Origin of the sequence: Pseudomonas sp. St316, assembly GCF_018325905.1 — a bacterium.
In the GTDB taxonomy this organism is placed as follows: domain Bacteria; phylum Pseudomonadota; class Gammaproteobacteria; order Pseudomonadales; family Pseudomonadaceae; genus Aquipseudomonas.
In genome coordinates, this window is sequence record NZ_AP021901.1 from 3,142,331 (window position 1) to 3,161,769 (window position 19,439).

The following is a 19,439-nucleotide window of genomic DNA, read 5'->3' on the forward strand; positions in this document are numbered from 1 at the left end:
CCATGATTTCACGCTGGACCACCGCAGTACTCGATACCGCTCTTCCTGGCGGCTGGGCCGTTGCCCGCTGTCCGGAGGGCTTTCTGTTCGATGACAACGGCGCGCTGTTCCCCGCGAATGGCTCAAGCGCCAAGACCTGTCGATCCTCGCCGAGCACGGCATCGGTCACCTGGATGGCGAACCGGTCTACCTGTTGGAGTTGCACAGCCCACTGGACATACCAGGCTGCAACTGGAAAGGCCTGCGGGCGTTCATGCTCGAAGGCGACCACACGCTGTACAAGGTGTTGGGCTATGCCGCGCAGATCGGCACCTGGGCCCGGGAACATCGTTTCTGTGGCAGTTGCGGCAAGCGCATGGGCCAGATTCCGCTGGAACGGGCCATGTACTGCGATGCCTGCGACCTGCGCCACTATCCGCGGATTTCACCGAGCATGATCGTGTTGATCACTCGCGGCGATGAGGTCCTGCTGGCCCGTTCGCCGCGTTTCGTCCCGGGCGTCTACAGCACCCTGGCGGGGTTTGCCGAGCCGGGTGAGTCGGCCGAGGATTGCCTGGTGCGTGAGGTTCGCGAGGAAGTCAGCATCGAGGTGAAGAACATCCAGTACATGGGCAGCCAGTGCTGGCCGTTCCCTCATTCGATGATGCTCGGTTTCCACGCTGAATATGCCGGTGGCGATATCGTGCCCCAGGAAGATGAAATCGAGGACGCCCAGTGGTTCAACGTCCATGACTTGCCACCGTTGCCGGCTTCACGTTCCATCGCCCGCTACCTGATCGACCTGTATGTGGCGCGGCGCCTAGGCCATGCTGAACCAGTGCTGCCAGGCTAGGCGCACGGTCAAGCCCAGCACCACGGTGATGAACACCGGTCGGATGAACTTCGCACCGCCACTGATGGCGGTGCGAGCGCCGAAGAACGCGCCGACCATCACCGACAGGCCCATGCTCAGGCCGATGACCCAGTCCACTTGCCCGGAAAAGATGAACACCGACAGCGCCGCGATGTTGCTGACGAAGTTCATGCTGCGTGCCACGCCACTGGCCTTGACCAGGTCGATGGGGTAGAGCAGCAGACTGCTGACCGTCCAGAACGCGCCCGTACCCGGCCCGGCCACCCCGTCATAGAAACCCAGGCTGAAGCCTTGGGACGATTGCCATGTCTTCTTGATCGGGGCATCGCTGTCCAGCGGTGCCTTGGGCGTGCCGCCGAACAACAAGTACAGGCCACAGGCGAAGACGATCACCGGCAGCATCTTGTTCAGCCATTCGGCGGGCAGGTAATGAGCGACGATGGCGCCGGTCAGGGCACCGACCAGGGTGCCGACGAGGGCATGTGTCCACTGCCGTGGATGAAACAGCTTGCGTCTGTAGAAGGTGAAGCTGGCCGTCGCCGAACCGAAGGTCGAACTGAGTTTGTTGGTCCCCAGGACCAGATGGGGGCAAACCTGCCGTCAGCAGGGCAGGCGTGGTCAACAGCCCACCGCCACCGGCAATGGCATCAATGAAGCCGGCAATGAACGCGACAACAGCAAGGATAGCGAGGGTAGTGAGGTCAACGCTGAGTTCAAAAGGCATGGAATAGGCTTATTTAGCAGATCGCAGAAGGGCTGCGGGGAAGGCCGGTATGTTACCCATAATGGTGCAGGGCTGCGACAACCTCTAAGATCGGCGACATTCCCTGTGGCGAGGGAGCTTGCTCCCGCTGGGCTGCGCAGCAGCCCCAAAAAGCTTTCCACCCTCCACCTGACACCCGAATGTGTTTGTCTGGCGGAAGTGGCCGCTGGACGATTTTTTTTTGAAATCAAGGGGTTGTCAGCCTAGGCAAATGAGTACATAATTGCGCCCATCGAACGCACTGGGACGTAAAAAATCTCAATGTTTTCAAGGAGATAGCGGCGCCCAGGTGCCCTGTATCCCGATCAGTTTGTACTGCGGTTGATGTGGCAGTATCGCATCAAGCGTTCTGAGGCCGAATAGCAAAATGGTTATGCAGTGGATTGCAAATCCACCTACGCCGGTTCGATTCCGACTTCGGCCTCCACTTTTAAAAAGCTCTGTAGATCTATGATTTACGGAGCTTTTTTATTTGTGAAGCATTGAAAGCTTTTGTCTTTAAAAGCACATGAGCGACCTTGCTTCACAGGGGAGGGATGTATATATTCCCCCTCTTGCTGCACGAGCCAGGACATCGGCCTCTGGATTTTGCCGACGTTCCCATGGCTAATCGCGCTACCGCCCGAATGGCGAAACTGGTAGACGCATGGGACTTAAAATCCCCCGCTCGTAAGGGCGTGCCGGTTCGATTCCGGCTTCGGGCACCATCTAAAATCAAGGGTTTGCGAGCGAAAGCTAATGCAAACCCTTGTTCGTTTCTGCTTCTGAAAACTGCTGCCGGAACGCAGTCCAAGCCTGCGGGTATTTTCAAGCGCAAGCCTCTACACTCGGCGTTGAGATTAGCAAGGTAAGTGGTCTGGCGGTCATGTCCTCCAGGCCCTGCCCAGTGCGCTAATCCTTTAACCATGGAGAGGTAACGAGTGAAAGCAATCGCAACGATGAGTCTGTTGGCCTTGATGAGCAGCGCTGTATACGCTGGGGAGACAACGTCCGCTGATGGAAAAACGCTGGCCGTGAACTTTGGCGAGCCGACCGTTAAACAAGTTCTGCATTACCGGAAAATGTACGATAAGAAACCCTTTCCCGATGCGGAAATTTATTACTACAGCAACGGTTTGTACAAAATCATCTCTCAGGGAGAAAATCATTACGGTGTCTACGTCTTGCAGGGCCAGCACACCGACGAGACATACACCGTGAAGTTCATCTCCCTGCCTTCCCTGGACTGGGGAAATAAAACGGCGTATCACCAGCTCACCTTCATTCGAGGTGATGCACAAAACGTCTTTATCCAGAACGCAATTGTCGACACTGGCGAGGCGATAGCCCAGCAGAACGGGACCTATACGCAGGAAAAAAATACTGTGGTCAATCCGATCAGTACCGCCTGGCAGAAAAAGTGAGCCTGTTGCCCTCCAGTCCAGCGGCTGATGGCAGATTTTCGGGCAACTTTTTATAATCTAATTTCTATAAAACAATAGGTTGCATGATGTTTCTCATGCAACCTATTCGGGTGGTCATCACTGCTGGTGCTTCACAACCGCCGCCGAAACGCCTCAAGAATGTCCCGCGTCCCCTTTTTCATTTGCAGTTGGGCAATGGCGTCCAGCGGGTGCCAGAGGCAATCGCTGATTTCATTCTGTGGCTTGGCCGCCGTCGTGTCGCTGACCGACGCTTCGAACACATGATGTTCGGTTTGCCCGTCACTGATTCGCATCAAGTAGAGCAGGTTCTCGACGTTCAGGCCGGTTTCTTCTGCCAATTCCCGGATGGCTGCCCCGGCATGGGTTTCGCCGCGCTCGACGGTACCGCCCGGCAACGCCCAGCGGCTATTGGCTTTGCGAACCAGGAGGATGTGGCGATTTTCCTCGCAGATGACGGTCGCTCGAATTTTCATGGTCGTGCTCGATCTGTGACTGTCATTAAACTGAAATATAACTGCAATATTTGAGCCTGGCATTATCTGCTTCGCTCAAATCCCGAGTTTTTCAAGGTCTTATCCAATACGACCGCGACGGAGCGGGAAAGAGTGAGCTTATTTCAGGCCGCCGTCGTTCCAGTCCAATCTCTCCGACCGCTAGCACTAGGCTTTCGACCGGTTATCGCCTCAAATGAATCAGCTTCAAAAAAATGAATCCATGTTGGGTGCATTGGCCGGCCCCGGTAGGGGAAGGAAGCGAGAAATGACCACCGTTGAAGACTTCAAGATCAAGTCCCATGAGCTCCTTGTGGAGCTCGATACGGCAACGTCGGAAATGATGAAACTCATATGTGTCCATCAAATGAGCGGATCGACCTGGGATGAGGCGGTCCAGCGTCAACACGAAGCTTATGAGCGGTGGGTCGCTTATCTGAATGAGCGGGGATAGGCGCCATGTCGGCGCCGAAGGCGAAAACTCTTTGAACGGCGACTCAACGACTGTGCCTAATCCTTGGACCGACAAAAGGACTGGGCCGTGTCTGAATTAGTCAGTTAGAGGGGCACGTGGAGTCAAGGAAGGCCCCTCATCGCCGGAGCACGGCAAGGGCAGCCCGCAAGCGGCATTGGGAGCTACCCCGGTCACTGGTTTATCCAGTTGCCATTCTTTGTGGCTTTGCACCGTTGTCTATCAATTTCGAGGTGCAAAAAAGCCCGTGTTCCATCAGTTTTCCAACCGGTAGAACTCAAGGGGCACATGCCTGGCGCAGTGGCTCAGCGAAACTTGGGCAGAGGGCGTTCAGTGGGCTTTAGCGACGTCAGTGCGCTTTGAATCGACGGGGCGTCTTTCTCGATATCATTGAGCCGGTCCCGGATGCGCACTGCGGTGGGATGCCCGCCTTGGTGGTCGACCCAGTCGGCGATTTCCTTGCAGGCTGCCGTGAGCCTGGCCTGACGCGATTCGAGCAAGGTGAGCAGGGTGGTGATGGACTCTTTTTCGGACATGTCGCACCTCCATTCAGGGGTTGATGAGGCAGCACGAAACCCGCCAGGGGCGGGCTGTGCCGTGGTTTAAGCGTAGTTGAGTTATTTCAGGTCTGTCGAAGAATCCGGCGTCCGGCTAGACAGCCGGTTCGCCGCAAACAATGCGAGGGGTGTTAGCTGGATTCCTTGACCCAGGACGGCGTGACGCTCGCCCGCCAGCGCACGTCGGTAATACCGTATTTTTCGGCAAGGGGCTTGGAGACCCGCTTGACCTTTTCTCTCCCGAATTTCGGGATGCGCCCGACCCCCGCGTCGCAGCTGGCCCAATGCCAAGCCTCGGAGTTATTCATCACTTCCGCGCGAATAATGAATGACTTGGGTTCGCCATGGAGCATGTAGTCGATAATGTAAAGCGATGGCCCGCCCATAAATCCTCCCTAATTAGTCCTATACGGATGGATACAAAGGCATGCGGAAAATTCCATCGAATTTCCAGACGGTCAAATTTAATACGACCCAGGCTCAAGCGCGGAGCAACACCCGAGCGGCCGGAACTCGCGGCAAGGAACCAAACCCGGTTACCCTTCTCCAAGGTGAGCTTCAACACCATAGGCCAGGGAACAAAGGCGACGTAGCGCGGCATCAACAAAAGGCAAAACATGAAAAACATCGCCAGGGTGCTGTTCATCGCAGCCCTCGCCATCGGTTTGTCGGGCTGCATTGGCGCCCCTATCGAACTGACGCCGCAAACTGAACAACGCTTGCACGAACAACCCCCGATCCGTTTCCTGCTGACATTCGATGATGGGCCCAGCGCCTCGTCTCTCTGGAACCCTAGCCTAGAGGTGCTCGACGCACTCGCAGACAACCCGGTACAGCCCGGCATCAAGGCGGTGTTTTTCCTGCAGACCCGCGCACGGCGCGCCGGTGGCAGTGATATTGGCCGCTCAGTGATGCGCCGTGAGCAGCAGGAGGGTCATGTGCTGGGCTTTCACACGGCGACCCACTGGCACACCAATCACCGCTCCCTGGATCCTGAGGAGCTGGAACAATCGCTGACCCATGGCGCAAGCGATATCGCCTCTATCACGGGGGCTGCACCGACCTTGCTGAGGCCGCCATTCTGGAGCTTCGACAGGCGCACTGCTGCCGCCTACCGAGAGCATGGCCTGCACATTCTGTTGACCGACTTGAGCGCAAATGACGGCAAAGTCTGGGGTATCACGATGAGCCCGCGGCGGCGGATCAACCTGACCCGACAACTCTCCGAGGTGCGCGAGCGCATCGCCGCCGGGCAACTGCCAGCGGTGGATGGGGTTATTCCGGTGGTGGTGACGTTTCACGACATCAATCGTTATACCGCCCGGCATGCTCGCGAATACCTGCAAATCCTGCTCGACAGTGCCGAGGCTACCGGCGTGAGGACCGACGCCAAGCCGTTCTATGATGACCACCAGGCGCTGGAGCGAGCGGCGTTGGCTCGGACGGTCGATCACAGCACCGAGCCTGTACATTTGCCGGGGCTATGGGACTGGTTGTGGGATTCGGATTCACACTGAGGGCGCCATGAATGCGGCGGGTGTCGCGACGTTCGGTTGGCCGCCCAGCGCAATCAGCGTGTATGGTAGGCCGTGCACCCTTGGTTAAAGTCGGAGGTAACCAATGAGTACTGCAATGCTGACGAAAATGCACATCAACGGTTATGACGTGCTTAGCGTAAACAGCGGCCCATGGAGGGTCTGTACCCAGGCTGACCGGTTGGGTTCCTTTGCTTCCCGTGAGGAAGCGCTGGCCTACGCCGCCGCGTTGCCGACCCGCAGAAGCCGTAGCGGCCGGCCTGTGAACACCAAATAGGTGAGGGCGGTACGTCCAATATCTTGGTGACAGGTACACCGCCGTCGCGAGCAAGCTCGCTCCCACAGTATTTTCCGGGTGGTCACCAAAAATCCCCTGTGGGAACGAGCTTGCTCGCGATGACGGCTAGTCAGCCTGTACCCGTCATTGTGATCAGGCGCGTGCCAATTCCAGCGGGACTTCCAGGGTAAACAGTGCGCCTTGCCCCGGTCCGTCGCTCTGAACATAGAGGCGGCCATTCATTTCAACCGCCGCCAGGGCACAGCTGTGCAAGCCAAACCCATGGCCGTCCTTGCGGGTCGTGAAACCGTGATTGAAGATGCGGGCCAGGTTTTCCGGGGAAATGCCTTCGCCTCGGTCCTTGACGCTGAGGCATAGCGTCGTTTCGTCGAGGATGCGGATCCCCAGGGTCATTTCCCGCGGGTGCTCGCTGATGTGCGACATCGCGAATTTGGCGTTGCTGATCAGGTTGATCAGGATCAGCAGCAACCTGTGCTTGTCCCCCATGATCGCAGGAACGTCCTGATATTCCTTGAAGACAGTGACGTGGTGCCGACTGAGCGCGCCCGAATTCATGCGTAGCGCATCTTCGAACAGATCGCTGACATTGAGCGGCTCGATCAGCCTGGCGGCCCCTGCATAGGTTTGTTGAGTGGTGACGATTTCCTTGATGTGATCGATGCTCTTGGTCAACTGCGCCAGCTCATCGATAAGCACTGCCTGTTCCGCGGCGATGGCGTCGACCAGTTCGTTGAAATAACGCGGCAGCAACCGGCCTTTTTCATCATGGGTGATGAACTGGCCAAGATCCTCGGCATGTTCATTCATCATTTTAACCGCCTTGGTGAGCCCGATCGTCTTGCTGTTCCTCAGCTTACGGGTCACGAGCTCGGCTGAAATGTTCACGCTGTTGAGCACATTCCCGACGTTGTGCAACACATTCGTGGCTATTTCGGCCATACCCGCCATTCGGGCTGCATCCACCAGTTCGCGTTCGGCCTCCATCAGCTCTCGTGTGCGCTCTTGCACGCGCTCTTCAAGCCGTTCATTAGACGTTTGCAGTTGCTGGTTGATTTGGTTGATGACGGCGTAACTGCGAACCAGCCGCACTGCCAGGTAGACCAGCAACAGTGCCATCAGGCTGGCGCACACAGCCAGGTAGAGATGATATTGACGGTCCGTCGCGGCGGTCCTGCGCTGTGTTTCGTTCAACAGCTCATTGATATTGTCCAGCTCCTGGGCAACCGGAATGACACTGATGCGGTCAAGCAGGTCATTGACGACAGGTTGTTCCTGGACAATGGTCTTGACGTGCTGGGTCAGGGTCATGAAGGGAGGCTGATAGATCGCGGGCAACTGGTGAATGTAAGGCTCCAGCTCTGTCAATTTGCCTTGCACTTCCTTGGCCTTGTCCGTCGTGACGTAAAGCGCGAACTCCAGTGTTGTCAGGGTCAACTCACGCACATTGGACGCTGCGGTCAGGCGCTCCATGGCGTTTTCGATATTCATGTCGTTGAGTAGCGCTTGAATCTGGTTTTCGACCTGCGGCAACGCATCCAGGGATGTGCGTAGATTGGCGTTGTGCTGTTCGAACTGCTCCACCAGCAAAGTCTTGTTGTTGACGGCATCCACGTAGCCCTTGCGCCTGGAGGCCCAAAGCGCCGCCAAGGGGCCGGAATTATTGAGTCGCTCCAACTGTTGCCAGCGACTGTCGGCCTCTGGTGGCGGGGCCAGTGACAGGTTGTTGTTGACGCCGATCTTCTTCCTCAGGATCTTGCCGTTCCAGTTCGCGTCGGATTGTTTGAGTTGACGAATGAAGTCGCGGGATTCGAAGTAGGTCGATGAGTCGTACGTGTATGACTTGATCAAAAAGAATATCAGCGCGGAAAACACAACAAGCGCGACGGCCAATAGGGCGGGCCATTTATATTTTTTGATAATAGTGGTCACGCTATTCTCCTGTTCAGGGCGCTTATCGAAGGAGTCGGTGAATTCCCGAGGGGGGAGAGATGCTCGAGGCGGGAGCCGGAAGGGGGGAAAGGTAAATATCGTGCGGGTTGGCGTGCCGGTCTGCTGTGGCCTGGGTACACGTTGGGCTCCCTGCTAACGATGAACATCGGGTTCATGGCTGAGTGTAGCGCTAACGAGCGGGGTGATGCTTGCCTGGGGCGCTGCGCAATGGAGCAGGCGCGGCCGGGCAGGCCGCGCCCGTGGCGTTACTTGATGTCGATGAAGGGCAGGGCGCCGTTTGGCAACACGGTGGTGGGCAAGACACCATTCCAGCGTTCGGCCTTGGTCAGTTCCACCAGGTTCTGATTGCTGGCCAGGGCCTGGGCCCGTGCCTTGATGGCTTCTGCTTCGGCTTTGCCGCGCAACTCGGTCGCCAGTGCGTCTGCCTTGGCTTGCGCCACTTGCGAATCGGCCTCTGCCTGGGCCTGAGTCACGCGAATCTGCGCTTGCACCTGTTCGGTGGCGAGCTGTTGCTCGCGGGTCTTGACCTGGACTTCCGCGGCCATGCGCGCTTCGATGGCTTTTTCATAGGCGTCACTGAAGTCGATGTTTTCGACCTGGACGCTGTCGATGATCACCGGCCCGGTAATGGTGGCCTTGATGGCCGTGGAAATATCGTTGACCAGTTGGACGCGGTTCTGCACGGCAGCCACGGCGTTGAACTTGCCAAAGACGTTTTCCACCTGGGTAGGCACTTGGCGGCTGATCATCCGGTCGCGGATACCTTCAAGGTCCTTGAACTGGGTATAGACCTTCGCAACATCGGAAGGCGCGATGTGCCAGGACACGGACACCTTGAGCTGGGCAGACTGCTGGTCCTTGCTGTAGGCCTGGAGGTCTTCATAAGCCGTCACTTGGCTCTGGACGCTGATCAGGCGTACCGACTCGATAAAGGGGGTCTTGAAGGACAGCCCTGGTTCAATGACGCCGACCAGCGCCCCATTGCGCAGCAGCACACCACGCTCGGTTTCATCGATCGTGTACCAACTGCCGAAGAACACGCACAACAGGGCGATGCCCGCGATTGCAGCAACGATGGAACCGATGGTTTTACTGGTCACTTTTCTTTCCTTGAGCGGCTGGGGAGGGTTTGCCATAGCTGTGTCCAATGTTGAAGCTTCAATCGGCATTCTGAATGCCAGACACGAAAAAGCCCTGAATAATCAGGGCTTTAACGTTAAAAAATGGCGGAGGCGATGGGATTCGAACTCATGGACCTGTTACAGTCGACGGTTTTCAAGACCGTTGCCTTAAACCACTCGGCCACACCTCCGTATTGCGTTGCGGGCGCCATAATACCCGAATGAAACACACTGTCAAACTCTCTACGTAGCTTGTTACAGAGCGTCTGTTATGATCCTTGCCACTGAATGTTTCAAAACCGGAGGAGTGTCGCCATGCGCGAACAGGATTACGCAGTGAACAACAGCGTGCAGGCTGAGCAGCTAGAGGTTAGCCGCGTCCTGCGCAACACTTATGGCTTGCTGGCACTCACACTCGCTTTCAGCGGTGTGATGGCCTACGTCGCACAACAGATGCGGGTGGGTTACCCGAACATCTTCGTCGTGCTGATCGGTTTCTACGGCCTTTTCTTCCTCACCAACAAACTCCGTGATTCGGCCTGGGGCCTGGTGTCGGCTTTCGCCCTGACCGGCTTCATGGGCTTTCTGCTCGGCCCGATCCTCAATCGCTACCTGCAAATGCAGGGCGGCGCCGAAGTCGTCAGCTCGGCCTTCGCAATGACCGCGCTGGTATTTGGTGGCCTGTCGGCCTACGTGCTGATTTCCCGCAAGGACATGAGCTTCCTGGGTGGCTTCATCACTGCAGGTTTCTTCGTGTTGCTGGGGGCGACGCTGGCCAGCTTCTTCTTCCAGATCAGCGGCCTGCAACTGGCGATCAGCGCCGGCTTCGTGCTGTTCTCGTCGGTCTGCATCCTGTACCAGACCAGCGCCATCATCCACGGGGGCGAGCGCAACTACATCATGGCTACTGTCAGCCTGTATGTATCGATCTACAACCTGTTTGTCAGCCTCCTGCAACTGTTCGGCCTGATGGGTCGCGACGACTGATTGCATTGGTGATGAGTGAGGAACCCGCTTTGGCGTGAGGCTCTTCACTTGGAAACACGGCGCTTCTCCTGACAAGGAAAAGCGCCTTTTTTTTCGTCCGCGATTCAGCATCGTGGCCAATAGCCGCAAAAAGCCTGAAACATGATGGCACCTTTGAATAAATGATCTACACCTATGGCAAGGGATTGCATTGCCAAGGTCGGCATGCGGTTGATTGGTCGATCACCGCGCGAAGTCTTCGCCACACTCCCTCGATATCGTTCGCATCCGGCTACCAGAGCCAGGTCTGACTGCGCCCATTGTTTGAGCGAGAAGGAGGTGCCTCACCTCACTGAACGTGGACCGTGAGCAAGCTTGGGCATCGTGCCCAAGCCTGATAACAGAAGGAGGCCCTGCGCATCGCTCAACCGTTCGATGGGACGGCAGGTGTCTCCCTATAAGGAGATATCGATGAACCACCCCCAAGGAAAGATCGCTGCACTGCTGGCCCTGACAGGTGCGTTGTCCATGGCTGGCGCCCAGGCTGGAACGTTCCCTGATTACGGCTTCTCACCGCCAAAAAGTTCGTATCCCTCTCCATTTTTCCGGCTCAGTCAGGACTACCCCACCGTAGCGCCGGGCCCCTCTTCGATGCCGTCGTTCTTCAAGAAACTGCCGGCCAATTTCAGCAGCAACTTTGAAAGCTGGCGCACCTACATGAACGAGGCAAAGAAGTACTGCCTGGAGGGCAACACGGAAGTAGGCTGGAACGTGCAGAAAAACAAGGTTCGTCAGTGGTATCACATGCCCTGGCAGCACTACGGTCCCAACGGTCGTGAAGCTATCCACGGCTTGACCAAAGAGGCTCCGATCCAGCCCAAGCAGTTGGCGAGCACCCAAACCGGGAATGGCCAGACCTATGCGGTAGGTATCTATAACGATATAGGGGCGTACACCATTGGCCAGGTCTGGAAGGACCCGCAGAATCCTGACCCGAGCTATACCTCGCAACCGAAGGGCTTTCCCAACGGCACAGTGGTGTGCAAAGCGTTGTTCGCAGACATCGATATCAATACGGTGCCCTCGCTGGTCAATCCGGTGCTTTGGAGTGCCTACACCACCAAGGACTTCTACTCAACCAGGCGTGCCATCACCAAGGTTGCGTTGATTCAGATGGACATCGCCGTCCGGGATACTCGCGTGAAAGATACCGGCTGGTTGTTCGGTACCTTCCAGTACAACGGTGCGATGACCGGTAAATCGGGCTGGGATAACCTGGTGCCGGTGGGAATCATGTGGGGGAACGATCCGAAGGAGAACGGTAACGCGTTCACCAACCCGACGCCGACTGAAACCAAGATCAACCCGGCGCTGAAGCAGACGGCAATCAACGCCAACGTCAAGGAGCTGCCGCCGACTCACCTGGGTTGGAACGGGCGCCTCAACGGCCCCGTGGACAACCCCCAGGCTTCCTGCCTGAGTTGCCATATGACGGCTGAGTATCAACAACTGGCGCCGATGAATCCGACCTTCCAAGCCAACCCGCCACCGGTGGGAGGCGAGCAATGGATGAAATGGTTCCAGAACATCCCGGCCGGACAGCCGTTTTCGCCGGGCACCCGGAGTACGGACTACAGCCTGCAATTGTCCGGCGCCCTGGCGAACTTCTATGAATGGAAATGCAACCACAGTGGAATCTATGCCGACGGCAAGAATGCTTGCACCAAAGTCCAGTCGCTTAACCTGATGAAGGCGAGCAATGCGCCTGAACAAGAGGTGTTCAAAGTACAACGCAGCCCTGAACTGGAAGATCTCCAGTAGCGTGCCCCCGGCCTCGGACAAGCGCCGAGGCCGGATTTCCTGTGGGAGCGAGCGTGCTCGCGAAGAGGTCAGCACATCCAGCCTCGCTGTGACCGACCCATCGCCATCACGAGCAAGCTCGCTCCCACAGCGCAATGCGTTCGACGCCTACGCCATCGGTGGCAAGCGCCGCTTGACGGGCGTCTTCTTGACGATAGCCGTATTGGTCTCGGCATGGACATTGAGCTTGTCCAGCAAGGTGTCCAGCTGTTCCATCGAACGTACGTGCAGGCGGGCGATAAAGCAGTCGTCACCGGTCACCTTGTCGCATTCGGTGAATTGAGCGATGGCCTGGATCTGCCGTTCCACTTCCTGCAACTGACCCGGCAGCGGGCGGATACGCACGATGGCCTGGAGTTGATAGCCGAAGCACTTGGGGTCCACCTCGACGGTATAGCCCCTGAGCACGCCTCGTTCTTCGAGACGGCGAAGGCGCTCGGCGACACTGGGGGAGGAGAGGCCACTGAGGTTTGCCAGGGCCTTGAGGGAGCGTCGGGAATCTTCCATCAGGGCACTGATGAGGATCTGATCAATATCGTCAGTCATTTCAACTCCATTAGGCGAATGTGTGAAGTTGCCTTGATAAAAAAGGTCGAATCGCAGTTTAGCCTTTTTCAGGCCATGGAGAAGGCCCCAGTCGGCTCGGCATACTGTGCCCACTTGCTGAAGGAGCCTGAAGATGGACAAGACCTTACGCCGCGGTTCGCTGGAAATGACCGTCGCCATGCTGATCTCCGGAACCATTGGTTGGTTCGTGCTGGTTTGCGGTTTGCCGGTGCTGGATGTGGTGTTCTGGCGCTGCGTGTTCGGTGCCGCGACCTTGTTGCTGATCTGCGCGGGTTTCGGCTTCCTGCGCCCCGGCATTCTGACCCGTACCACGTTCCTGCTGGCAGTAGTCAGCGGCGTGGCGATCGTCGGCAACTGGGTACTGTTGTTTGCCTCTTATTCCCGCGCCTCGATTGCCATCGGCACGGCGGTGTACAACGTCCAGCCGTTCATGTTGGTGGGGCTGGCGGCGTTGTTCCTGGGGGAAAAGATCACCGCGCAGAAACTGTTCTGGCTGGCGGTGTCGTTTCTCGGAATGCTGGCCATCGTCAGTGCCCATGGCGAGCAAGGGCAGGGTGGTGGTGATTATCTGCTGGGCATTGCCTTGGCGCTGGGTGCGGCGTTGCTGTACGCCATCGCGGCATTGATCATCAAGCGCCTGACCGGCACGCCACCCCATCTCATCGCGCTGATCCAGGTCAGTACCGGCGTGTTGCTGCTGGCGCCCTGGGCAAACTTCTCGGCACTGCCGCAACACGCCCAGGCCTGGGCCAGCCTGTTGACCCTGGGCGTGGTGCACACTGGCGTGATGTACGTGTTGCTGTACAGCGCCATACAACGGTTGCCGACCGCGTTGACCGGGGCGCTGTCGTTCATCTATCCGATCGCGGCGATCTTCGTCGACTGGTTCGCCTTTGGCCATCGCTTGGAGCCGCTGCAATGGTTGGGCGTGGCGGCGATCCTGCTGGCGGCTGCCGGTATGCAACAGGGCTGGGGCATCAAGTCGCGGCGCCCAGCCCTGTCGTAGCCACGTTCGGGCGTGGATCAGAAGATGTAGTCAGTGGTCAGGAAGTTGGAGTCCCGGTCACGGATAATGTCGCTGATCAACGCCTTGTTGCTGTCCTGGAACTTGGTCGCCACCAGCGTGCGGATGGAAAAGGTGCGCAGCGCATCATGGACCGACAAGGTGCCCTCGGCCGAATTCTTCCGGCCATTGAACGGGAACGTGTCCGGGCCCCGTTGGCACTGGGCGTTGATGTTGATGCGTCCGACTTGGTTGGCGAAGGTGTCCACCAGTTTGCCGACTTGTGCCGGGTTGGTGCCGAAAATGCTGAGCTGCTGGCCGAAGTCGGACTCCAATACGTAATCGATTACGGTATTGAGGTCGCGATACGGCACGATGGGCACGACCGGGCCGAACTGCTCCTCATGGTAGACCCGCATCGCCGTGTTTACCGGGTACAGCACCGCCGGGTAGAAGAACGAGCTTCGCGATTCGCCGCCGTGGGCATTCTTCACTTCGGCACCCTTGGCGAGTGCATCGGCGACCAGCGAATGCAAGTAGTCGACTTTGCTCGCTTCGGGCAGCGGCGTCAGTGCCACACCGTCCTCCCAGGGCATGCCAGGTTTCAGGGTGGCGAGCCTGGCGTTGAACTTCTCGATGAACGCCGGCGCCACATCCTCATGGACAAACAGAATTTTCAGCGCCGTGCAGCGCTGGCCGTTGAATGACAGCGAGCCGGTCAGCGCCTCGTTGACCGCGTTGTCCAGGTCGACCTCCGGCAGCACCAGCCCAGGGTTTTTCGCATCCAGCCCCAGGGCGGCACGCAAGCGATGTGGCCGCGGGTGAAGTTTCTTCAGGTCACTGGCCGCCTTGTTGGTGCCGATAAAGGCGAAGATGTCGATCTTGCCGCTGGCCATCAGAGCGCTGACCGTTTCGCGGCCGCTGCCGTAGATCACGTTGATCACGCCGGCCGGGAAGCTGTCGCGGAAGGCTTCAAGCAATGGCCGCACCAGCAGGACGCCGAGCTTGGCCGGCTTGAACACCACGGTGTTGCCCATGATCAAGGCCGGGATCAATGTAGTGAAGGTTTCGTTCAGCGGATAATTGTAGGGGCCCATGCACAAGGCCACGCCCAGTGGCACGCGCCGGATTTGCCCGAGGGTGTCCTGTTCCAGCTCGAAGCGGCTGGAGCGGCGGTCCAGCTCCTTGAGGGCGTTGATGGTGTCGACGATGTAGTCGCAGGTGCGGTCGAATTCCTTCTGGGAATCCTTGAGGTTCTTGCCGATTTCCCACATCAGCAACTTGACCACGGTCTGGCGTTGCTCGCGCATGCGCGCCAGGAAGGTTTCCACGTGGCGGATGCGCTCGGCGACGCGCATCGTGGGCCACTGGCCCTGGCCGCGATCGTAAGCCCGCACGGCAGCGTCCAGGGCGGTGAGGGCGGTCTCGGCATCCAGCAGCGGCGTGCTGCCGAGAATCACTTGCTCATCGCCCAGCTCACCCGTCAGGTAAACGGGGCTGCGGACGACGGCCAGTGGCCCTTGCCAGGTTTCCAGGACGCCGTCGACCAGGTATTCGCGCTGTTCGATCCGACCTTCGAGGCGGTAGGCGTCCGGGATGTCGGTGGCACCGGGAAAAAGGTTGGCGAGAAAGGGGGCGGTGGTCATGTCGTTACTCCATCAATGAAATGAGCCAGGGGCAGACGGCTTGCAGGTATAAATCGCTTTTAGCGTTATACGCCTTAATGGAGGTATTTTTTAAGTGGCGGCAGATTGCTTGCGCCGTGTTTATGTAGGCGCTGTGTAGGAGCTGAGTAGGAGCTGACGAGTGCAACGAGGCTGCGATCTTTCCCCAGACACTTGAGTCCCAAGCGAAAGATCAAAAGATCGCAGCCTTCGGCAGTTCCTACAGGTCGGCGTCACCAGCGCATCCGCACCCCCAGGCTGGTAATGATGCCGTTGAGGTCGTTGTCGTCGACGTCACTGCTGTAATCGGCGCTGACATACAGGCTTACCGCCGGCGTGACCCGGGCCACCAGGCCCAGGCCGACTTCGACAGTGGAGGATTTTCGGCTGCTGCTGATCTTGTCGACCTTATCCAGGGACAAGGTATCGGCGCTCTGGACCGTATGCCACAGGTTGGTTCGCACATAGGGCTCCATACCGAGGCTGTTGACTTGGTAATTGCCTTTGAGTCGTGCGCCGACGCGGCCGCTCCAGCTGTTCAGTTCGTTGCCGGTGCCGCTCTCGGCATTCGGTGTGTCGAGGGTGATGCGTTGGTTGATCAACTGCGCCTGTGGCTCGACTACCCAGTGCGTCCCGATGCCCACCGCAAAGCCGCCTTCGACCGACAGCGTCACGGCATTGCCTTCGGTTGCCTGGCGCTGGCCTTGTTCGGTGCGGCGGTAGCCATTGACCCGGCCGCCGCTGGCGCTCAGGTCCACGTGCCAGCCTGCAGGTCCGCTCAGGCTCCAGTAGGCGCCGAGGCTCGAACCTTTGAGATTGAGGGCATCCTTGCCCGGTTCGGCCATGACGGGCGTCACCAGCAGGCCATTGCCCATTGAAATGATCTGGTTTTGTCCACTGATCAGCCCCATGCGTTGGGTATGGCCGCTGTCGTTTCGTAATGTGAACAGGGCGGGGCTCTTGTCGGACGCGGGTGTATTGAGGTCGTGGGATTGTGTTCGGCCATACCAGGGCTGCATTGTCTCCTCGGCAGGCCAGGCCTGTACCTCCAGGGAGCAAAGCAGCAACAACGAAGTAGAAAGGGTGTGGAAGGTGATGGAGATCTCTTGCGCACGGAGGGAGGTTTTCATGGGGGTCTGCCTTGCAATCGCATGCATTTCTCGCTTTTTGGCGTCTCTCCTACCCCGAATGAGGAGCGGCCGAATGGGTTGAGGCAAGCCTCTGGCGGCCCGTCTTGGCGGGTTCCAGAGGCCTGCCCCTGACTGTATTTCCGGGGGTAGTACGGTGTAGTCAAGAAGACCGATGGCGGTGCGTCAAGAAAATGAACGATGAATGGCAAGATGAAATCAGCGTCATTAAGACGCTGATTTAAATTGGTTAATAATGGCTTTGTTTGAGCGTCATATCATCGTCGCAGAGGCTGCCTACCAACTGATCCGTACACCGAGATTCCCCGCGACACTGCGTTGCTGAAGGCTGTCGAGGTTGTTGCTGTAGTCCGCTGCGGCATACACGCTGACCGTGGGCGCCAGGCTCACGTTGACACCGACGCCCAGGTCGCCAGTGGTCGCGCGTTGTTGGGTCTCGACCCGCTCAGTGTCGTCGAACGTTACCGTATCGGTGCCGGAAAACGTGTGCCAGAGATTGGCGCGCAGATACGGTTCCACAGGCATGCCGCTGACCTGATAACGGCCCTTGAGGCGAGCGCCGAGGCGGCCGGTCCAGGCACTGTCGGAATCAAACTCGACCCTTGAGACCCCATCGTCCTGGGTGTCCAGGGAGACCTTCTGGTGGATGATCTGCACCTGGGGCTCGAGGACCCAGTCGGCGGTCACCGCGAAGGGGTAGCCGGCTTCCGCCGACAGGGTCAGGGCGTGCCCGCGATTGTCGATTTTCAGCCCGCGTTCGGAGCGGTTGTCACCGTCCAGTCGCGTGCCCATCACCACGGCGTCGACGTAGCCGCCAGTGGGGTCGGTGAGCGTCCAGTAAAGCCCGTAGCTATCGCCGTCGAGTTCTATCCTGCCGGCGCGGCGGCCTTCGAAACCCAGGTTGAAGCCTTTGACATCGCCGTTCAGTTCCGTGTGACCGATGAAGAATCCGATGCGCTGGGTCTGGCCGCCGGACAGCAGGGAACTGTACAGATCGTTGCCCACCTGAAACCCCTTGATCGACCCATCGAACTGCGGCGTCACCGTGCCGGCCCAGGTTTGCTCCAGATCCTTGCCGTAGACCCGGCCCCAGCCCGCGCCGAACGCGCCGGTTTCCGCAAGCAGGCGTTGGTCGCCCTGACGGTCATGGAACGTGCCCAGGGCCATCAGGGTCAGTTGCGCCGCCGCCGGAGGCAATACCGACCAGGTCGGTACTTCCGGCCGGTACAGAGGAATGGGCGCTGCGCCGGGCACCGCCGTTGGCAACGGCGGTAGCGTCGGGACCGGTGGCGCGCCCGGTGCAGGAGGCGCCGTAGGGATGGGCGCCGGTACGGGGCCGGCGACCACGGTGGAGCGCAAGTACCAGTTGTTTTCGTTGCCGGTCACACCGCCCTTGAACAGGCGGTAGTCGAACGCACCGGCCGAGACGGATTGCGCCAGCGAAAAAGCGCCGGCGTCACTGACCGCGCCGCCCTGGGCCTGGACCACTTCGATGCCGTCCTGGGTCGTTCGTGCGCCCGTGCCGCCCAGGTTTGTGACCGTGATGGCGGTACTGCCGGTGAGTGTCCCGCCATTAACCACCAGCTTGTCACTGGGGGAGTCGTCGGCGCCCAGTAGCGTTTGCAAGTGCAACTGGCCGTTGGTGCCGATGTAGTTGCCCTGGACGGTGAGGGTATCGTTGGTGCGGGTGTTGCCCTGTGCGAGGTCCACCGCGCCGGCGTTGTTGAGCGTCACCAACTGACCGGCAGTAACAGGGGCAATGACGCCTTGGGTCGATGTTAGCGTGCTGCCGGATTCTATGTTGAGCGTCCCGGTGGCGGTGGCGCTGTCACCCAAGGTCAGGGTGTCGTTAAGGTCCAGTTGCGAGCCTTGGGTGAGGTTGATCGTTTCCCAATTGAGGTAGCGGGCGCCGGTGCTGGAGGTGCTGTTACTGAACGTCAAGACGTCCTGGCCCAACCCACCGTTCAGGCTGGGGGTGGTGGCGAGCAGGCTTTCATCGAGGTTGCTCAATAGCGCCGTGTCGTTGCCGTCGCCCATTAAAATAGCCGAGTGAATGAGGCCGCCGCTCCACCGCAGTTGGTCATTGCCGGCACTGGCGCGGACCTCGCCGATGATTTCGCCACCGCTGACGGTAATGCTGTCATTGCCGCCGCTGACGCTCACATTGCCGCCGATGCGTCCAGCGGAGAGGATGATGGTGTCCTGGCCGAAACCGGTCACCAGGTTGCCGATGATCTGCCCGCCCGACATATCGAAAACGTTGTCATCGAGTTTCATGTCGACCCGGCCGATCGTGCCGCCGGTCATTTTTGCAACGTCGCCGTCTTCGAACGCGCCGACGATGGTGCCGCCGGTCATCAAGAACGTATCCAGACCGTCACCTTGGGCCAGGGACAGGATCCTGCCGCCATTCATGATGAAGTCATCCACGCCGGAGCCTTGCTGGACATCACCGTCAATCACGCCGTTGGCATTGATCACGATGCGGTCGACGCCGGTGCCGAACGTGACGTCGCCACTAATGACGCCACTGCCGTTGGCGGGCATGGTCAGGCTGTTATTACCCGAAAGGTCTGTCAGCCCGGGACTGGTGCCACCGTCGCAGACATAGGCGTCATCACCTGCGGTTGGCGTCAGCGTGCAAGCCGCCATGGCGGCTGGAACGGGTAACAGGAAAGGGGCTGATACCCACACAGCGTTGAGCAGCCGATTGAACCCTCTATCGTGCCGAATCATGTGCTATCCCTCTGCGTCGGCATTTCGCAAA

Annotated in this window: 16 protein-coding genes, 3 tRNA genes and 2 pseudogenes; 10 read left to right on the forward strand and 11 right to left on the reverse strand. The window is 58.7% G+C overall.

Annotated features, from left to right (window positions below; all coding sequences use genetic code 11):
* The first annotated feature begins 2 nt into the window (after positions 1-2).
* Positions 3-832 (forward strand): annotated as a pseudogene (nudC, locus tag KI237_RS14160) (NAD(+) diphosphatase).
* Here nudC and KI237_RS14165 read toward each other — a convergent pair.
* Positions 800-1,577: pseudogene (locus KI237_RS14165) on the reverse strand (TSUP family transporter). The pseudogenes nudC and KI237_RS14165 overlap by 33 nt on opposite strands.
* Positions 1,578-1,969: 392 nt before the next feature.
* On the opposite strand from KI237_RS14165, the gene KI237_RS14170 reads away from it, so the two are divergent.
* From KI237_RS14170 to KI237_RS14180, 3 genes are all read left to right on the forward strand, one after another.
* Positions 1,970-2,043: transfer RNA gene (locus KI237_RS14170), tRNA-Cys, on the forward strand.
* Positions 2,044-2,236: 193 nt separating this feature from the next.
* A tRNA-Leu gene (locus tag KI237_RS14175) sits at positions 2,237-2,323 on the forward strand.
* A 231-nt stretch (positions 2,324-2,554) separates the two neighbouring features.
* A complete protein-coding gene (locus KI237_RS14180; protein ID WP_212800605.1) occupies positions 2,555-3,019 on the forward strand; it encodes a hypothetical protein in 465 nt (154 codons plus the stop codon).
* Between the two features lie 131 nt (positions 3,020-3,150).
* On the opposite strand, the gene KI237_RS14185 is transcribed toward KI237_RS14180, so the two are convergent.
* Positions 3,151-3,513: an NUDIX hydrolase gene (locus KI237_RS14185; RefSeq protein ID WP_212800346.1), complete on the reverse strand. Its 363-nt coding sequence runs from the start codon at positions 3,511-3,513 to the stop codon at positions 3,151-3,153.
* Between the two features lie 286 nt (positions 3,514-3,799).
* Here KI237_RS14185 and KI237_RS14190 point away from each other — a divergent pair, with 286 nt between their 5' ends.
* Positions 3,800-3,985: a hypothetical protein gene (locus tag KI237_RS14190; RefSeq protein ID WP_212800347.1), complete on the forward strand. Its 186-nt coding sequence runs from the start codon at positions 3,800-3,802 to the stop codon at positions 3,983-3,985.
* Positions 3,986-4,308: 323 nt separating this feature from the next.
* Here KI237_RS14190 and KI237_RS14195 read toward each other — a convergent pair whose 3' ends face one another.
* Together KI237_RS14195 and KI237_RS14200 are read right to left on the reverse strand one after the other, a co-directional pair.
* Entirely contained in the window at positions 4,309-4,539 is a 231-nt protein-coding gene (locus KI237_RS14195; RefSeq protein WP_212800348.1) for a hypothetical protein, read from the reverse strand.
* 152 nt (positions 4,540-4,691) lie between these two features.
* Positions 4,692-4,946, reverse strand: coding sequence for a DUF6555 family protein (locus tag KI237_RS14200; RefSeq protein ID WP_212800349.1), 255 nt, complete (start codon positions 4,944-4,946; stop codon positions 4,692-4,694).
* 231 nt (positions 4,947-5,177) lie between these two features.
* Here KI237_RS14200 and KI237_RS14205 point away from each other — a divergent pair, with 231 nt between their 5' ends.
* Together KI237_RS14205 and KI237_RS14210 are read left to right on the forward strand one after the other, a co-directional pair.
* Complete coding sequence (locus KI237_RS14205) at positions 5,178-6,077, forward strand: polysaccharide deacetylase family protein (RefSeq protein ID WP_212800350.1); 900 nt, start codon at positions 5,178-5,180, stop codon at positions 6,075-6,077.
* 103 nt (positions 6,078-6,180) lie between these two features.
* The gene (locus KI237_RS14210; RefSeq protein WP_079303114.1) at positions 6,181-6,372 is read left to right on the forward strand and encodes a DUF2188 domain-containing protein; all 192 of its coding nucleotides are present in this window, start codon (positions 6,181-6,183) and stop codon (positions 6,370-6,372) included.
* A 153-nt stretch (positions 6,373-6,525) separates the two neighbouring features.
* On the opposite strand, the gene KI237_RS14215 is transcribed toward KI237_RS14210, so the two are convergent.
* The 3 genes from KI237_RS14215 to KI237_RS14225 form a co-directional block, all read right to left on the reverse strand.
* Positions 6,526-8,322, reverse strand: coding sequence for a DAHL domain-containing sensor histidine kinase (locus KI237_RS14215; RefSeq protein WP_212800351.1), 1,797 nt, complete (start codon positions 8,320-8,322; stop codon positions 6,526-6,528).
* A gap of 266 nt (positions 8,323-8,588) precedes the next feature.
* Positions 8,589-9,443 carry a prohibitin family protein gene (locus tag KI237_RS14220; RefSeq protein WP_212800352.1) on the reverse strand — a complete coding sequence of 285 codons (855 nt, stop codon included), beginning with the start codon at positions 9,441-9,443 and terminating at the stop codon, positions 8,589-8,591.
* A 124-nt stretch (positions 9,444-9,567) separates the two neighbouring features.
* Positions 9,568-9,655 (reverse strand) — tRNA-Ser (locus KI237_RS14225).
* A 124-nt stretch (positions 9,656-9,779) separates the two neighbouring features.
* Here KI237_RS14225 and KI237_RS14230 point away from each other — a divergent pair.
* Positions 9,780-10,451 (forward strand): Bax inhibitor-1/YccA family protein, encoded by a 672-nt coding sequence (locus tag KI237_RS14230; RefSeq protein ID WP_018601985.1) that lies wholly within the window; start codon positions 9,780-9,782, stop codon positions 10,449-10,451.
* 450 nt (positions 10,452-10,901) lie between these two features.
* Positions 10,902-12,251 carry a hypothetical protein gene (locus KI237_RS14235; RefSeq protein WP_212800353.1) on the forward strand — a complete coding sequence of 450 codons (1,350 nt, stop codon included), beginning with the start codon at positions 10,902-10,904 and terminating at the stop codon, positions 12,249-12,251.
* A gap of 147 nt (positions 12,252-12,398) precedes the next feature.
* Here KI237_RS14235 and KI237_RS14240 read toward each other — a convergent pair whose 3' ends face one another.
* Entirely contained in the window at positions 12,399-12,836 is a 438-nt protein-coding gene (locus KI237_RS14240) for an Lrp/AsnC family transcriptional regulator (RefSeq protein ID WP_018601377.1), read from the reverse strand.
* Positions 12,837-12,969: 133 nt separating this feature from the next.
* Here KI237_RS14240 and KI237_RS14245 point away from each other — a divergent pair, with 133 nt between their 5' ends.
* Complete coding sequence (locus KI237_RS14245; RefSeq protein WP_212800354.1) at positions 12,970-13,863, forward strand: DMT family transporter; 894 nt, start codon at positions 12,970-12,972, stop codon at positions 13,861-13,863.
* Between the two features lie 17 nt (positions 13,864-13,880).
* Here the strand turns inward: KI237_RS14245 and KI237_RS14250 are convergent, their stop codons facing one another.
* From KI237_RS14250 to KI237_RS14260, 3 genes are all read right to left on the reverse strand, one after another.
* On the reverse strand, positions 13,881-15,506 hold the full coding sequence (locus KI237_RS14250) for an NADP-dependent glyceraldehyde-3-phosphate dehydrogenase (RefSeq protein WP_212800355.1): 1,626 nt from the start codon (positions 15,504-15,506) through the stop codon (positions 13,881-13,883).
* A 251-nt stretch (positions 15,507-15,757) separates the two neighbouring features.
* Entirely contained in the window at positions 15,758-16,654 is an 897-nt protein-coding gene (locus KI237_RS14255; protein ID WP_212800356.1) for an autotransporter domain-containing protein, read from the reverse strand.
* Between the two features lie 294 nt (positions 16,655-16,948).
* The gene (locus KI237_RS14260) at positions 16,949-19,408 is read right to left on the reverse strand and encodes an autotransporter family protein (RefSeq protein ID WP_212800357.1); all 2,460 of its coding nucleotides are present in this window, start codon (positions 19,406-19,408) and stop codon (positions 16,949-16,951) included.
* Between the last annotated feature and the right edge of the window lie 31 nt (positions 19,409-19,439).

Bases quoted from the DNA above. Each gene is read 5' to 3' on its own strand.
- KI237_RS14245 (WP_212800354.1), top strand. From the start codon at position 12,970: ATGGACAAGACCTTACGCCGCGGTTCGCTGGAAATGACCGTCGCCATG.
- KI237_RS14260 (WP_212800357.1), bottom strand. From the start codon at position 19,408: ATGATTCGGCACGATAGAGGGTTCAATCGGCTGCTCAACGCTGTGTGG.
- KI237_RS14250 (WP_212800355.1), bottom strand. From the start codon at position 15,506: ATGACCACCGCCCCCTTTCTCGCCAACCTTTTTCCCGGTGCCACCGAC.
- KI237_RS14185 (WP_212800346.1), bottom strand. From the start codon at position 3,513: ATGAAAATTCGAGCGACCGTCATCTGCGAGGAAAATCGCCACATCCTC.
- KI237_RS14195 (WP_212800348.1), bottom strand. From the start codon at position 4,539: ATGTCCGAAAAAGAGTCCATCACCACCCTGCTCACCTTGCTCGAATCG.
- KI237_RS14230 (WP_018601985.1), top strand. From the start codon at position 9,780: ATGCGCGAACAGGATTACGCAGTGAACAACAGCGTGCAGGCTGAGCAG.
- KI237_RS14255 (WP_212800356.1), bottom strand. From the start codon at position 16,654: ATGAAAACCTCCCTCCGTGCGCAAGAGATCTCCATCACCTTCCACACC.
- KI237_RS14190 (WP_212800347.1), top strand. From the start codon at position 3,800: ATGACCACCGTTGAAGACTTCAAGATCAAGTCCCATGAGCTCCTTGTG.
- KI237_RS14200 (WP_212800349.1), bottom strand. From the start codon at position 4,946: ATGGGCGGGCCATCGCTTTACATTATCGACTACATGCTCCATGGCGAA.
- KI237_RS14180 (WP_212800605.1), top strand. From the start codon at position 2,555: ATGAGTCTGTTGGCCTTGATGAGCAGCGCTGTATACGCTGGGGAGACA.
- KI237_RS14210 (WP_079303114.1), top strand. From the start codon at position 6,181: ATGAGTACTGCAATGCTGACGAAAATGCACATCAACGGTTATGACGTG.
- KI237_RS14205 (WP_212800350.1), top strand. From the start codon at position 5,178: ATGAAAAACATCGCCAGGGTGCTGTTCATCGCAGCCCTCGCCATCGGT.
- KI237_RS14240 (WP_018601377.1), bottom strand. From the start codon at position 12,836: ATGACTGACGATATTGATCAGATCCTCATCAGTGCCCTGATGGAAGAT.
- KI237_RS14235 (WP_212800353.1), top strand. From the start codon at position 10,902: ATGAACCACCCCCAAGGAAAGATCGCTGCACTGCTGGCCCTGACAGGT.